Annotated in this window: 23 protein-coding genes and 1 pseudogene; all 24 read left to right on the top strand. The window is 43.9% G+C overall.

Annotated elements, in window-relative coordinates:
* The first annotated feature begins 1 nt into the window (after position 1).
* Entirely contained in the window at positions 2 to 214 is a 213-nt protein-coding gene (locus tag REC12_RS20245; protein WP_308897603.1) for a helix-turn-helix domain-containing protein, read from the top strand.
* A gap of 132 nt (positions 215 to 346) precedes the next feature.
* Positions 347 to 505, top strand: coding sequence for a hypothetical protein (locus REC12_RS20240; protein WP_308897602.1), 159 nt, complete (start codon positions 347 to 349; stop codon positions 503 to 505).
* A 60-nt stretch (positions 506 to 565) separates the two neighbouring features.
* On the top strand, positions 566 to 787 hold the full coding sequence (locus REC12_RS20235) for a hypothetical protein (protein WP_308897601.1): 222 nt from the start codon (positions 566 to 568) through the stop codon (positions 785 to 787).
* Between the two features lie 7 nt (positions 788 to 794).
* Entirely contained in the window at positions 795 to 1,034 is a 240-nt protein-coding gene (locus REC12_RS20230) for a hypothetical protein (RefSeq protein ID WP_308897600.1), read from the top strand.
* Positions 1,031 to 1,234: a hypothetical protein gene (locus tag REC12_RS20225; RefSeq protein ID WP_308897599.1), complete on the top strand. Its 204-nt coding sequence runs from the start codon at positions 1,031 to 1,033 to the stop codon at positions 1,232 to 1,234. Before REC12_RS20230 ends, REC12_RS20225 begins: the two co-directional genes overlap by 4 nt.
* Positions 1,227 to 1,415: a hypothetical protein gene (locus tag REC12_RS20220; protein WP_308897598.1), complete on the top strand. Its 189-nt coding sequence runs from the start codon at positions 1,227 to 1,229 to the stop codon at positions 1,413 to 1,415. Before REC12_RS20225 ends, REC12_RS20220 begins: the two co-directional genes overlap by 8 nt.
* Before the next feature lie 11 nt (positions 1,416 to 1,426).
* Positions 1,427 to 1,654, top strand: a complete 228-nt coding sequence (locus REC12_RS20215) for a hypothetical protein (protein WP_308897597.1) — start codon at positions 1,427 to 1,429, stop codon at positions 1,652 to 1,654.
* On the top strand, positions 1,651 to 1,884 hold the full coding sequence (locus tag REC12_RS20210) for a hypothetical protein (protein ID WP_308897596.1): 234 nt from the start codon (positions 1,651 to 1,653) through the stop codon (positions 1,882 to 1,884). The genes REC12_RS20215 and REC12_RS20210 overlap by 4 nt, the downstream gene beginning before the upstream one ends.
* Positions 1,881 to 2,561 carry a phiTE_072 family protein gene (locus REC12_RS20205; RefSeq protein WP_308897595.1) on the top strand — a complete coding sequence of 227 codons (681 nt, stop codon included), beginning with the start codon at positions 1,881 to 1,883 and terminating at the stop codon, positions 2,559 to 2,561. Before REC12_RS20210 ends, REC12_RS20205 begins: the two co-directional genes overlap by 4 nt.
* Positions 2,558 to 4,519 (top strand): hypothetical protein, encoded by a 1,962-nt coding sequence (locus REC12_RS20200; protein WP_308897594.1) that lies wholly within the window; start codon positions 2,558 to 2,560, stop codon positions 4,517 to 4,519. The genes REC12_RS20205 and REC12_RS20200 overlap by 4 nt, the downstream gene beginning before the upstream one ends.
* Positions 4,519 to 4,773: a hypothetical protein gene (locus tag REC12_RS20195; protein WP_308897592.1), complete on the top strand. Its 255-nt coding sequence runs from the start codon at positions 4,519 to 4,521 to the stop codon at positions 4,771 to 4,773. The genes REC12_RS20200 and REC12_RS20195 overlap by 1 nt, the downstream gene beginning before the upstream one ends.
* Positions 4,774 to 4,776: 3 nt before the next feature.
* Positions 4,777 to 5,502, top strand: a complete 726-nt coding sequence (locus REC12_RS20190; protein WP_308897591.1) for a hypothetical protein — start codon at positions 4,777 to 4,779, stop codon at positions 5,500 to 5,502.
* Positions 5,503 to 5,505: 3 nt separating this feature from the next.
* Entirely contained in the window at positions 5,506 to 6,261 is a 756-nt protein-coding gene (locus REC12_RS20185; RefSeq protein ID WP_308897590.1) for an MBL fold metallo-hydrolase, read from the top strand.
* Positions 6,262 to 6,272: 11 nt separating this feature from the next.
* Complete coding sequence (locus REC12_RS20180; protein ID WP_308897589.1) at positions 6,273 to 6,785, top strand: J domain-containing protein; 513 nt, start codon at positions 6,273 to 6,275, stop codon at positions 6,783 to 6,785.
* Entirely contained in the window at positions 6,778 to 6,924 is a 147-nt protein-coding gene (locus tag REC12_RS20175; RefSeq protein ID WP_308897588.1) for an FmdB family zinc ribbon protein, read from the top strand. Before REC12_RS20180 ends, REC12_RS20175 begins: the two co-directional genes overlap by 8 nt.
* Positions 6,921 to 8,168: a phosphoadenosine phosphosulfate reductase domain-containing protein gene (locus REC12_RS20170; protein ID WP_308897587.1), complete on the top strand. Its 1,248-nt coding sequence runs from the start codon at positions 6,921 to 6,923 to the stop codon at positions 8,166 to 8,168. Before REC12_RS20175 ends, REC12_RS20170 begins: the two co-directional genes overlap by 4 nt.
* 21 nt (positions 8,169 to 8,189) lie before the next feature.
* Positions 8,190 to 8,378, top strand: a complete 189-nt coding sequence (locus tag REC12_RS20165; RefSeq protein WP_308897586.1) for a hypothetical protein — start codon at positions 8,190 to 8,192, stop codon at positions 8,376 to 8,378.
* A 14-nt stretch (positions 8,379 to 8,392) separates the two neighbouring features.
* Positions 8,393 to 9,175 (top strand): hypothetical protein, encoded by a 783-nt coding sequence (locus REC12_RS20160; protein WP_308897584.1) that lies wholly within the window; start codon positions 8,393 to 8,395, stop codon positions 9,173 to 9,175.
* Positions 9,147 to 9,955 (top strand): annotated as a pseudogene (locus REC12_RS20155) (DNA adenine methylase). Before REC12_RS20160 ends, REC12_RS20155 begins: the two are co-directional and overlap by 29 nt.
* Before the next feature lie 16 nt (positions 9,956 to 9,971).
* A complete protein-coding gene (locus tag REC12_RS20150) occupies positions 9,972 to 10,919 on the top strand; it encodes a DnaD domain-containing protein (RefSeq protein ID WP_308897582.1) in 948 nt (315 codons plus the stop codon).
* Positions 10,920 to 11,200: 281 nt separating this feature from the next.
* On the top strand, positions 11,201 to 11,632 hold the full coding sequence (locus REC12_RS20145; protein ID WP_308897581.1) for a putative metallopeptidase: 432 nt from the start codon (positions 11,201 to 11,203) through the stop codon (positions 11,630 to 11,632).
* Entirely contained in the window at positions 11,629 to 11,976 is a 348-nt protein-coding gene (locus REC12_RS20140) for a putative PDDEXK endonuclease (RefSeq protein ID WP_308897579.1), read from the top strand. The genes REC12_RS20145 and REC12_RS20140 overlap by 4 nt, the downstream gene beginning before the upstream one ends.
* A complete protein-coding gene (locus tag REC12_RS20135; protein WP_308897578.1) occupies positions 11,966 to 12,235 on the top strand; it encodes a hypothetical protein in 270 nt (89 codons plus the stop codon). Before REC12_RS20140 ends, REC12_RS20135 begins: the two co-directional genes overlap by 11 nt.
* Positions 12,236 to 12,412: 177 nt before the next feature.
* A complete protein-coding gene (locus REC12_RS20130) occupies positions 12,413 to 12,934 on the top strand; it encodes a sigma factor-like helix-turn-helix DNA-binding protein (RefSeq protein ID WP_308897577.1) in 522 nt (173 codons plus the stop codon).
* Positions 12,935 to 13,254: the final 320 nt, after the last annotated feature.

Below are 13,254 nucleotides of genomic sequence, written 5' to 3'. Positions count from 1 at the left end.
TATGGAAGAGGTTAAATTTGCATCATTAGATGAAATTCTAACCGCACAAGATATCGCTAATTATTTAAAAATTTCTCGCGGTACTGTGTACGGGTTTTTAAAGCGTAGGCCAGAACACGGGGGGATACCCAATATAGCCATAGGAATTACCAAGCGGGTTGAAAAGAAAGATTTCGCGAAGTGGCTCGAAGCGCAAAAAGGAAAGGCCTCTTAATATGCCAGATATTGTTTTTTATAAACGCTTGGACAAGCTTTGTGAAAACCTTGGCTTGAAAGGCAGGTGATCCAATGACCAAACTCATGCTTCACCCGAATTCAATCCCTTGGTATGGAGGGAGGTGAGACAATGGCAACATTTTACGGCTATACGGTTGTTTGCGATTGCGATTGCGGTTCTGAGAATACCGAATTTATACCCGATAGTGATGAATACAGTTCCTACGGCAATTCGGAAAGGTTCAAATGCATGGAGTGTGGCAATGAATTCAAAATCTATACGCCTTGAGCGTGATGCCAGCGTGCTGGCGAGATGCCCTGAAAGCAATTATGAAAGCGAGGCGAACCTATGAACGATAACAATCCTGACTCAATCAATTGCCAATTCACGGTTAAAGAACTTCTAAGCATTACAGATGCTTTAGTTACCGCTGCCGCCGATGCGCGAGAGAGCGCAAAAATATTTCTCGCTTTTGATGTACGTAGCGAATCTGCAAAAATCCTCACAGAGAAAGGAGAGCAATACAAGGCTTTGTGGGAAAAAATCAATTCGATACTTAAGGCGAGGTGAGGAAAAGATGAATACCCCAATAAATCAAGTCACTGAGGCCATTAAGAATCAAGGCACAACTGAAATCTTGACAGAAATCAAATATAGGGACTTAGCCGATTTGATTTTCATCCTTATGGATGAAGCGAAGGATTATCAAGGTTTGGATGACTGCGAGGAGTTAACAGTTTATCAGTTTACCGAATGGCTTTGCGAAATGAAGGGTTCCGTTCGGCTTATGTCAACTTCTTTTCAGAAAGGCAGGTGAGAGAGACGAAAGACGGATTGGCCCTCTTCTATGTCAAGGATGACAATATTCTTCCAGTGGCGCTCACGGCAGAGCAACAACAAGCGTTTGAGATCTTGATGAATGCCATACCCGGGACGATTAGGATTGTCGATGCTCCGCAAGGTAAGGCGATAAACCTAAAAGATCAATCAATAAAGCGAGGTGATTTCCATGCTTAAGAAAATCCTCGAATCAACCCTCGGCTCATTAACAAGCTCTGAGCTCAAGGAAATCCTCGACCTGGCCACGGCGGACATAAAGGTAAACCGCGTTGACTTTGGCAAGTGGACAAGCCTGAAGCAGGCGATAAATATCGCGGCCAGCTGCCATTCGGCACTTAAAAGAGGGAGAGTAGCATAGGGGGTGTCCTTATGGTAATCAAGCAAGCATCTCAAACCTGCGATTGCGGACTATCCATGGAATTTCCTGAGGCAGAGATTAAAACCAAATGCCTCTGCGGAGCCGCCTGGATACTAGGACCGGAAGGCCATTGGTACACATCGGGACCATCGGCGAAACCGGTCAAGACCAAGAAAAACCATTATGAACGCTACATGGCCCGAAGAAAACTCAAGAAGAGAAAGAAGAGGCGGAGATGATTAAAACAATCACAAGGTTCATCCGAAATTACCGCTTAAGCATGAAAAAAGCACGTCATCACAAGCGCTGGGCGCAAATTTTGCACAGCGGCCTCACAGTAAGGGACCACAAAACGCTCATTACCATTGGCGATGACGATGTAGTTGTGGACTATCTCGATGGCCGGAAGATAGGGCAGAAGTATGTAAGCCCGAGGATTATTAGGCCTTTCGGATTGGGGAGGGAGTGAAAATCGAAGATTACACTTATAAAAAGTCTGTATGTGAGAGATACGATTTACGTTGGAAACACAATGGATGGGCAACCTTCACGATTGATGAAAATGGCGGATTGTTTAATGCCCAGTCGGATTTCGGTAATTATAGCTATGCTTGGCCTAACCACGGCAGGAAATCGTTTAAGCATTTTATCGTTCAAGATTTAGCGCGTGATCCTGAGTATGTTCTTGGAAAGATTTCCAAGGAAGATTACTTTAACCTCGAAAAAGCTGAGAACGGATGGAAAGCAAGGATTATTGATATCAGGAAACAAGATGCATGCACAAAAAAGCAAGCTCGGGACGCATGGGAATTCATCAACGAATTGGATTTGTCTGGTTCTGTGGATTACATTCAGAACGAAATTTACAGCAGCAGCGAAATATCAGCCATATCTGAAGAGCCCTGGTATGATTTTGAAATTGAATTGGATTATCCCTATATGGCAGTCAGATTTGCCAATGAGGTTATGCCAATGCTTGCCGACATACTCAGAAAAGAAATCGAGGAAAAAGAAAAAGCTTCCGCGCCAACGGAAGCTGAAAAGAAAAAATCTCACTTTGATTGTACCATGAATGTTTCCAAAATAGAACCGTTTGTCGACCGCGTGATGGCGGAAGAAATCTTAAGAAATGAGGCAGAGCGATGATTCAAATAAAACTCTCCAAAATGGAGCTAAGAAATTTTAAAGGGATTAAGGAGTTTGTCCTGGATATAAGGAGCTGGAATGCTTCAATCTTCGGTGAGAACGGCAAAGGGAAGACAACCCTGTACGATGCGTTTTTGTGGGTCCTCTTTGGCAAAGACAGTGCTAATCGGGCTGACTTTGCAGTTAAACCTCAGGACCAATTCGGTAACGATGTTCATTACCTTGAAACGGATGTCATTCTTGAGTTTTTGATCAATGGCCAACCTAAAACTCTCCGGAAAATGCTCAAGGAAAAATGGACCAGGAAGCGGGGTACCGCAACAGAAGAATTCACCGGCCATGAAACGAGCTATTGGGTTGATGCTGTGCCGGTTAAGGCCAAGGAATATGCGGATGTTATTAACTCAATTATCAACGAGACGGCCTTTAAGCTTCTGACCAATCCGTTTTACTTCTGCGCTCAGTTATCTTGGCAGGACCGCCGCAAAACCCTTATGGAGATTTGCGGAGACGTTTCGGATGAGGAGGTAATAGCTTCTGATAAAAGCCTTTCTGAACTTGCGAACATCCTAAACGGCAAATCGATCAATGATCAAAGGAAGATCATTGCTGAAAAGATCAAAATGCTTAATTCCCAAATCGAAGAGATACCTATTAAGATCAACGAGCTTTCCAGGACGGTACTTGGTGAAGAAATTAATTATTCGGTAGTTGAAGCCGGGCTTCTTGAACATAAGGCTTCTCTTAGAAAAATCGAGCAAAGTATGATGGATGCCAGCCAATTAACCTCCGAATATCTCCGCAAACAGCAGGAAGCTTTTAGATTAAGCATTGTTCTTGGTGATCGGAAGAAGGAACTAGATTCTGCAGCTTATGCCGGTATCAAACAACTCTTAGACGAAAAGACAATGCTCGAAAATGAGAAATACCGGCTCGAAAATTCAAAACTATCTTTAGGCGAAAAAATTAAAAGCTGCTCAGCTGAAGTGACTAAATTAGCTGATTTCATGGCAGATTTAAGGACTAATTGGGGCGCAATAAATGCAACTACCTTCATTACTCCTGATCCTGACAACTTTATTTGTCCGACCTGTAAAAGAAGTCTTCCGGAACATGATATTAAGCATCAAGTCCAAGAAATGAAAGAATCCTTTGATCAAAATAAACAAAATGAATTAGCCAAGATTAATGCTGACGGCAAAGCCTTAAAAGAACGTAAAGAAAAGCTTGAATCTGACGCGACTAAATTTAACGAAGAGCTCTTCCAGTGTGAAGCAAAGATTCAGGAGATAAACGAACGCTTGGTTGAACTTGGCAAGGATATCGGTGTCGAACCAAAGGATTCAGTAGCTCCTAATTACGAAGCAGATGAAAAATATCGACAGCTTAAGTCTCAATATGACGCCTTGATGGACGAACTTAACAAGCCAGTTGGGGACACAGCCTCTGAGCTACTTCAGCAGAAAGTAAAAGAAACTGTTGAAATTGAGAACCTAAACAAATTACTTAGCGTTCGTGAAGTCGCCCAAAAAGCCAAGGCCCGGATCGAGGAACTTAAAGATGAAGAACGAACACTGGCTAACCAGCTGAGCGAGTTTGAAAAGCAACGCTATCTCATTGAGCAGTTTATCAAGGCCAAGGTTAATCTCCTCGAAGAAACAATAAATAACCAGTTCAAAATCGTTAAGTGGAAGCTCTTTGATGTTCAGATTAACGGCGGTATATCGGAATGCTGCGAGGCCATGATTGACGGCGTGACCTGGCCGAACGTGAACCATGCCGGGAGGGTTAATGCTGGGTTAGACATCATTAATGTCCTGGCGGATCATTACAGCTGCACGGCTCCTATCTGGATTGACTTCAGGGAATCTGTTTCACGGATTATAGATACTTCAAGTCAGGTTATCAACCTGATTAAGAGTGAGCCGGATAAGGTTCTCAGAGTGGAGGTTGCTTGATGGGTAAAGCTTCCATTACCAAAACAACAACCAAGACCTTTAACATTCTTCAAGTTGAATTAGACATGCTCACCTTTGATGAGTCCTTTAGGAGAATACGACAAAACTTTCGATATACAGGTTTTGAGTGCTATAAGTGCGGAAGGCACTTCCTAGATAACGAAAAGATAAGCCTCATTATCACCGACAAGGGAAATAAGGTTGTATGTCATGATTGCGGCTCAGAAATTAAACAGGAATTGGAGGAGGAATAAATCATGTCAAATGAATTAGCAGTAAATAATCAGGAAGTCGAAATTATGCCAGGATTTATGAGCTTAAAAAGCTTTGAATTTACTCAGAGAGCAGCCACATTATTAGCTAATTCTTCACTGGTTCCTAAAGAATATCAGAACAACATTCCAAACTGCGTGATTGCCCTAAACATGGCAAGCAGAATGGGCGCTGATCCGTTGATGGTTATGCAAAACCTTTATATTGTCTATGGCCGTCCGGGTTGGTCCAGCCAATTCTTAATTTCAACCTTCAATACATCAGGAAGATTCTCCGCTCTTCGCTATGAATGGATTGGACAAAAGGGAACAGATCAATACGGTTGCAAGGCCTGGGCTATTGAAAAAGCAACGGGCGAAAAGTTAGAAGGCTCAACTGTAACAATTGATATTGCAAAAAAGGAAGGTTGGTACACTAAGAACGGCAGTAAGTGGCAGACCATGTCTGATCAAATGTTAATGTATCGTGCGGCGAGTTGGTTTATTCGAGCCTATGCTCCGGAAATGGCCATGGGAATGCACACGACCGAAGAAATTATTGATATTGGCGGGAATGATCCTGAATTTGAAATTTCCCGGAAAGCAAATAGGGGACCAGTTGTTGATGTTAAACCAGAATCAGAACCGGAAATAATGACATCGCAAAATATTGAATCATCGCGTGAACCGGAACCGGAAATTAACACATCGCCCGCGGGACCGGACTTTTAAGCCATGAAACTAAAAGTAATTGGTTCAAGCTCAAGGGGTAATAGTTATATCCTTGAAGCCGATACCGGCAATTTAATCCTGGACGCCGGTGTCCGGTTTAAGGAGATTCAAAAGGCCCTGGATTTTGACTTATCAAGCGTTCGTGGGTGTTTGGTCACCCACGAACACAAAGACCATTCCAAAGCAATTGTGGACGTTATGAGGGCAGGAATAACCACATGGACAGGTGTTAAAACGGTCGAAAAGTTAGGAATCGAGCATTATGCAATAAACACCTACAGACTTTCGTTTGCAGAGAATGGCGAGCAGTTCGATATTGACGATTTTACAATACTGCCGTTTGAGACCGAGCATGATGCGGCTGAACCTCTCGGGTACCTAATCCAATACCGTCCAACCGGCGAGAAGTTGCTCTTTGCCACTGACACTTATTACATTCAATACCGATTTAATGGCTTAAATTACATCCTGGTCGAGTGTAACTATTGTCGAGATATCCTTGAAGAAAACATTGAGGCGGGGAGAATCCCGGAGAGCTTAAAGAATCGGTTGCTTGAGAGTCATTTCAGCTTAGAACACGTTAAAGATTTCCTTAAGGCCAATGATCTTACTCAAGTTAGGAAAATCGTGCTCATCCATCTCTCGGATGGGAATTCCGATGCTGCAAGAATGGTCCGAGAAATCGCTGAGCTAACTGGGAAAGATACGGAGATTGCAGAGCCCGGGAAGGTCGTTGATTTAGAAATGTGTCCGTTTTAAGGAGGGAGATCATGGGGACTAAAAAACAGTATGGGAACGCCGACAACTACGAACAAAAACTATCTCGGGTCATGGATCGGCTTGGAATTAAGAATTTTAGCTATAATTTTGATCGCTTTGGCTGCTGGGTTGAATTTAGATACCGGAACGATCTTTATCGTTTTGAGCACAGCCTGGAAAAGGCAAAAGCTAAAGGTATTAATCTTAGGTATGGATCGGACGCTTTCGCTCAGGTTGTGTTAGCCCTTGAAGACTTGGCCCGCATGGTTGAGCGCGGAATCTATGAATTGGGTACCTGGGTGGCCGGGATGAAGTTTCTTCCGCCTCCGATTGAGATGCCAAATTTCATTAAATTCCTTGGTTTTGAAAAAATGCCCTCAAGTAAAGAAGATATTAAAGAACGTTTTAGGCAATTGGCCAAAACGTTGCATCCGGATGCGGGCGGCACTGAAGAGGATTTCATGAGGCTGAAAGATGCCTCTGAACAAGCTATGAAGTGGTTTGAGGAGAGAAAACATGAGTAAATATTTTGTCTATCATTGCGACGAATGCAACGTTAAGTTTGCTGTTGATCAGGAATTCGAGGATCAAAAATTCGTAAGCTGCCCGTTATGTAACTCAGAAGAATATCTGAGGGAGGCGGGCGAGGCGGTGGATGTGTGAGCAAGAAAAAACAAAGCAAATACGAATACGCCCAGCTCCAAAAAATGTGGGATCTGCCCCTTGAATTTAAACTTAACGTCGCAAGAAAAATAATCCGCGACACATTTAAGCAGGGCAAAAAGGTTGCGCTAGCTTTTTCTGGCGGTAAAGACTCCACCGCCCTATGGCATTTAATCCGCGAAACTTGCCCGGAGCAAGCCAAAAACATGGTTGTAATTTTCGGCAATACTGGTGTCGAGTACCCGGAAAGCCTAAGTTTTGCCCGAAAACTCGGTAAGGAGTGGGGCGGCGAGAACTTTCACGAAACCAAACTTGACCGATTGAAGGTTCCGCGACTGAAATATGAAGCGCAAAAAGAAGTTTGGTCACTGATCGAAGAGAGCGGAGAAGTCAAAAGATATCTGAACAAGAAAGGTCGATTGCTTTCGACTGACAAATTAAACGAAGCCGTGACACCTGAGATGTGGGAAGATTTTCGGAGTCGAAAGCTCGTTTGGGAAGCCGGGACACTGGTTAGCTTTTGGTTCATCGCGGAGCAGTACGGATTTCCAATCTTGGGCAAAGATGCGACAAAACTTGATGCTCCCAGGATTAACATTAATGTGTTTCTTAAATACAGCCCGGAGCAGTCGAAGGGGAACGAGAGGTATTACGGAATTCTCAGGAAATTTCCCGATCTGCGTATATCTCATTCCTGCTGCAATTTTATCAAGGAACAACCATCGCAAAAGCTTCAAAAGAAACTTGGATGCGACACACTCTTCCGGGGACTGTTAGCGAGCGAATCCAGGCGCCGTACCTTTACCTTTCTAGACTATGGTTTTTTATACAAAACAGCCAACGGCTATCTGTATTCCAACCCGTTGTCAATTCTTACGGACGAAGATATATGGGAATATATTAGGACCCGGAACTGCCCATATGCTCCCTTATATGACCTGACGGACGCTGACGGTAATAAGCTCTTTGAGCGCAACGGTTGTTATGTCTGCGGCACGGGGCTTGCTTACGAGAGAAATAATATCGAAATCCTACGTAAGCACTATCCCGGCAAATGGCAGGCACTCATGAGATACGGCATGGCCAGGGAGATGAAAACGTTTGCCTGCGCTATCAGCGATGACATAAAGTTGAACGTCCTAGAACATGACTGGTTGCTTGATATGAGGCCCTGCGCATTCGATAGGTTAACACCGAGGAAAAACCTGCTCGAAGATCTGCAGTATGGAACATTATTGTTTTAAAAAGAATTAGAAGGTGTTTTTGTGAAAATCAAAGTTAGTTATTCCGAACTCGTCAGCGGCCCCGGCTTTAACAACCGGCGCGCAGAGGCTGAATTGGAAGTTACCGTCGAGAATAACCACAATCTTGATGCAGTATATCAAAAGGCTTGGGATCGGGTTAAGGGTGAAGTTAAAAGGCAATTAGGTGCAAACGAAGATATACCGTTTTGAGAGGAGGAAATCAAATGTCTTTTTCAGATGTCGATTGTGAGGCATGCGCAAATTACAAAGACGAATCCGTTTGCCTTGAATGCAATAACAATCCTTATTTTGAAAATTATTTTACCCCTATGAGTCTGGCGGATAAAGCCAAGCGCGAAGCTGACGAACGCAGGGAGATACTCAGCAAGATTCCTAAAATTGAGGCTTCCATTGATCTAAAACCTGAATTCATGTCAGACCTAAAAAGAGCTTGGTCTATTACTCAGAATCTCAAAAACGGAGACTATCGCTTATTTCTTGTATATTGCAGCGAAGGATTTATCATGGGGACAGATTCCTTCCGTTTAGTTAAAATTAAAACTCAAGTTACGAAAGAACTTGTCGGGAAATATGTAATTTTAGATCAGGATACAAATAAATTGTATGTTTATCTTTGTGATAATTCCGGTAAATTATGGAATTATCATGAATCGGCCCAAGGAATTTTAGGCAGTATTAAGGGGATCGAGTCTAAATTTTTCAAATCCAATTTGCCGGTTAAGGATGTTGCATTAAATCCCGCTATTTCTGATGCCCTTAGAAAACTCTATCCGAAGCTTATCGTGTTTAACGAGAATATTTTCTTAAATAAATCATTGCTCGATGGCTTACTTGAGATTTTCCCCGACGAAGAGATAACTGTCACTTACAAAGGACCGCTTGATCCCGTCAGATTTGCTACCGGCGATATTGAGGCTGTTATTTTACCCGTGAGAACGGAAAAGTGGGAGATTGAGCATGAAAACAGTTCTGAAATACCCGGGTAGCAAATGGTCTACGGCAGAATGGATCATCTCCAATTTCCCTCGGAATTACGAAAAAATGACCTATCTTGAGCCATATTTCGGATCGGGGGGGTGTTTTTCCGAAAGAAAAGATCAGTCATCGAGACGATCAATGATTTGGACGGGAATGTCGTAAATCTTTTCCGTGTAATTCGAGAACATCCCGAGAAACTGGCAAGATTGATCGAGTTCACTCCATGGAGTCGTCAGGAATATCGCATGAGCTATGAGCTGACCGGAAATTCCCTCGAGGATGCCAGAAGATTTTTGGTTAGGATGTGGCAGGGAATAGGATCTAAAACCAGCGACAAAACAGGGTGGAGAAATAACATTCAAGATTTGAATGGCAATGTTAATCAATGGTCCGTGAAGCTTCCTGCACGTATACTCAATGTCTCAGAAAGATTTAGGCACACAAAAGATGGCCTGGTACAAATAGAAAATCAGCCGGCAGTGAGGCTGATTGAGCGGCACCGAAGGGAAAACGTGCTGATATATGCGGACCCACCCTATGTTCTGAGTACTCGACATGGTCGGATTTACAAATACGAGATGGGCGACGCGGACCATATCGAACTTCTTGAGACGCTTATACAACATCCAGGGCCAGTAATAATTTCCGGGTACCAAAATGAGCTTTACTCGAGGATGTTAAAGGGATGGAGAACGGATACCAAATTAGCCCGCTGCGAAGGCGGACAGAAGCGAGAAGAGGTTATTTGGATGAATTACCGGCAGGATAGAGAGGCATCGTTGTTTTAAAGGGGGAAGCGGCCTAATGGCGTGGATACAATCGAACGAAGAACTTGCAACACATCCGAAAACCAAACGGGCCGCCAGAGCCCTTGGGGTTTCATTACCAACCTTAACCGGCCACTTGCACTTCCTATGGTGGTGGTGTTTGAAGTATGCCCAAGACGGAAATTTATCTCAGTTTGATTCCCAGGATATTGCGGATGCGGCGAGTTGGGAGGGTGATCCTAATCAGTTTGTAACGGCATTAGTTGAATGTGGTCCTGGAGGCTCCTTTGGCTTCTTGGAAAAATCAGCAGATGGCAGCCTATCAGTTCATGATTGGCTTGATTATGCAGGCCGTTTGGTTGAGAAACGAGAGGCCAATGCCGAAAGAATGAGAAAAAGCAGATCCCAAAAAGCACGTGCAAAGAACGTGCGAAACACAAGTGATGCACGTACAGGGGCTAGAGTAGAGAAGAGTAGAGTAGATGAGAGTATAGAACCTATTAACAACAACGCGCGCGAGGAAAACAAGGCAAGCGTCACCGAAACCAAAGAAACCGTATCCGAAACATTGCAAGACGTATCCGATTTAGGTGAAACCGTATCTAAAACTGAGGAAAGCGGTCCTATGGACCTCGGTACTCGGGCCTTCAATTGGGCGGAAAAGAATTGGGGCAGAACGATTCCACCAGGTGAGGCCAATAACATTCTCGCATGGTGTGATGAATTCTCAAGTCGGGGAAGCCCAGACCCTGACGCTTTGGTCATTGAAGCCCTTAAGCGCTGCCTAGATGCTGATGCCAGGAATGCGAATTATCTTAATGCCGTACTTAGAGACTGGGATGAGCATGGGGTTCTCACAGTCGGCCAGATCGAATCGCGCGAGGCTGAACGGAAAAGCCAAAAAAGTCACAAGAGAAATAAAGATCCGGGGGACAAGCCTCCGGAACCGCCAAAGTCGGGAAAGTACGATAACTTTTATCTGTGAGGTATACCATGCCAAGAGGAATCTATTTTTGATAGTCAGATTGACCTTTTATACAGCCAAGGCTTGTCAGACCAAGAAATAGCCGACAGCGCCGGCGCCCACAAAAAGAGCATTGCCCGCTGGAGACGTGCTCGAAATTTACTGTCAAACATTAAGCAGGGCCGGCCAAAAACGATTAGGAGGAAATGAGATGGGTTACGAAAAATCCCCACGAATTCGAGAAATAGCGGAGAGACTGATTGATAGCCATCACCCGCATTTGAAGGATGCTAAGGAGCTCATTGAATATTACACCCGCGATGACGGGGGGGGTTGATTGGGCCGGAAAATGCAAGAAATGTTCAAGCTTTGAGCGCTTCTTAACCGGCATGATGTTTCACATTTTTATTATCGATACTGCTTTTGAGAATTGGTCCATGGACAAGCTTGAGGCGCTAATTGATCACGAACTTTGCCATATTCAGCGTAAAACCGGAATGGAAGTTATAAATCCGGAAACCGGAAAGGTCATCCGGAGGGAATGGGCGAAGAAAAGCGATCCCGACAGCTGGTATCTACGCGATCATGATGTTGAGGAGTTTTCGGACGTGATTCATCGACACGGCCTTTGGGAGCACGGGGTCGAGAAGTTTGCAGAGGCCGTCAGGAACGCGGATTACCAAATGACCATCTACGATGCCAAGCATGAAAGCGAAATGAGGAAAGCGCAATGACGAACAGTCGCGCCAAAGGAGCAGAAGGCGAGCGCGAGTTTGCCCGCCTTTGCCGAGATCAAGGATATAACTGCCGGCGCGGTCAGCAATTCAGTGGACTTGAAGGGGAAGATGTCGTTGGCCTCCCGGGAATCCATATCGAGTGCAAAAGAGTGGAAGCGCTCAATATCGAAAAGGCGATGAGCCAAAGCCGCCGAGATGCCAAAGAAGGTGAAATACCGATTGTGGCATTTAGGCGGAACCGGGAACGGTGGAAAATCTGCATGGATGCCGAAGATTGGTTTAAAGTTTTTCGTGAGTGGGAAGCTGGGAGAGATTTAGCGGGGAGGGAAAATGATGATTGATTCGAGAGAAGAAGTTAAGTGGTTTGCGGGTGAGATGGAAAAAACGCTTCGAGAAAATGACCACAAAGGTGGATGGAATACCTGTAGTCAATGGCACCTAATTGGACGGTTACGCGAAGAGACGATTGAGCTAGAAGAGGTCTTGCACAGAGCTAGGTTTGACAAAACAAGACTCACTGAAATAATCAAAGAAGCCACAGATGTCGCTAATTTTGCAATGATGATCGCAGATAATGCCTTGAAAGAATTGGGGGATTGAAGATGTGTCAATGTCGTAAGTGTAAAGGCCAAATATCGAATTGCCAATGTAAAGATTGCCAAGAAAAGGACAAATGCGGATACGCCAAGATTGATGATTGCCGGTGGGAGAGAATTGGAGGCAAACATGCAAAAGTACAGGGATAAGGAAGTGAGTTAATTCGAAAGGGGTGGCCTTATGGAACAATTAATTAAAGAGTATAAAATTGCTCTTAGACGAGTTAATAAAGCAAGATCAGAGGCCACCAATGAAGAGGATAAATCACTACTTTCCAGTTGCGCCGACAGCTTAGGATTTTCAATTAAATATATGGAATTAGGGAAACACCCTGATAATAGGCGAGCAATCACAAGGCGAAGCAGTATTCAAAGGGAAATTCCGATGAACCCCAAGAACTTAGATTTCATTCGTGCCTTAGCGATGCAAAATCAACCTTCTGAGATTAGTGATAAAATGAAGAAGGCAATTGATGATCTTGGCATTGTTCTGAGAGTTATGACCACGAAAGAGCAGGAAGCTTATTCGTTAGTTCGCGCAAATGGTTATTCTTTTAGTGATGCCGCCACGATAATGCATATCCAGAAGGCTACGGTTCAGACGCTTGTCAAAAGGGCTGAGGATAAAATATATTTGTTGATTGAGGACTTAACCGATCACGGAATAACTTTTAAGCAAGATATTCAACTTGAAATGTTCTAATTTTGTCATACGATTGCCACCTATATATAGGAGTGCTTCTTCAAATTGGAGTCTTCGGACTCCTCTTTTTATTTGCCTTAGAAGGTGATTGCGATTGAATAATCCAAAGTGCAAGAACTATAAGTCGATAGATGAGACAGCAAATGCTGATTGTACTAACTGTAGGCGATGGGCAGGGGCTAGGTGCGTGGGGCATGAGACGCTGATCCAAGACAATGATGAGATTAAGAAGGCTGACAATATTGATCATATGATGAGAACTAACAAAGGTGTAATAGTCAAATGAAAAAAGAACCCCCTGAGAGTTCTTTTTTCATTAT

The organism is Candidatus Desulfosporosinus nitrosoreducens (assembly GCF_030954495.1).
Taxonomy (GTDB): Bacteria; Bacillota; Desulfitobacteriia; order Desulfitobacteriales; family Desulfitobacteriaceae; genus Desulfosporosinus; species Desulfosporosinus nitrosoreducens.
Note: the sequence above shows the minus strand (reverse complement) of the source record. Positions and strands in the feature narration are given on the sequence as shown.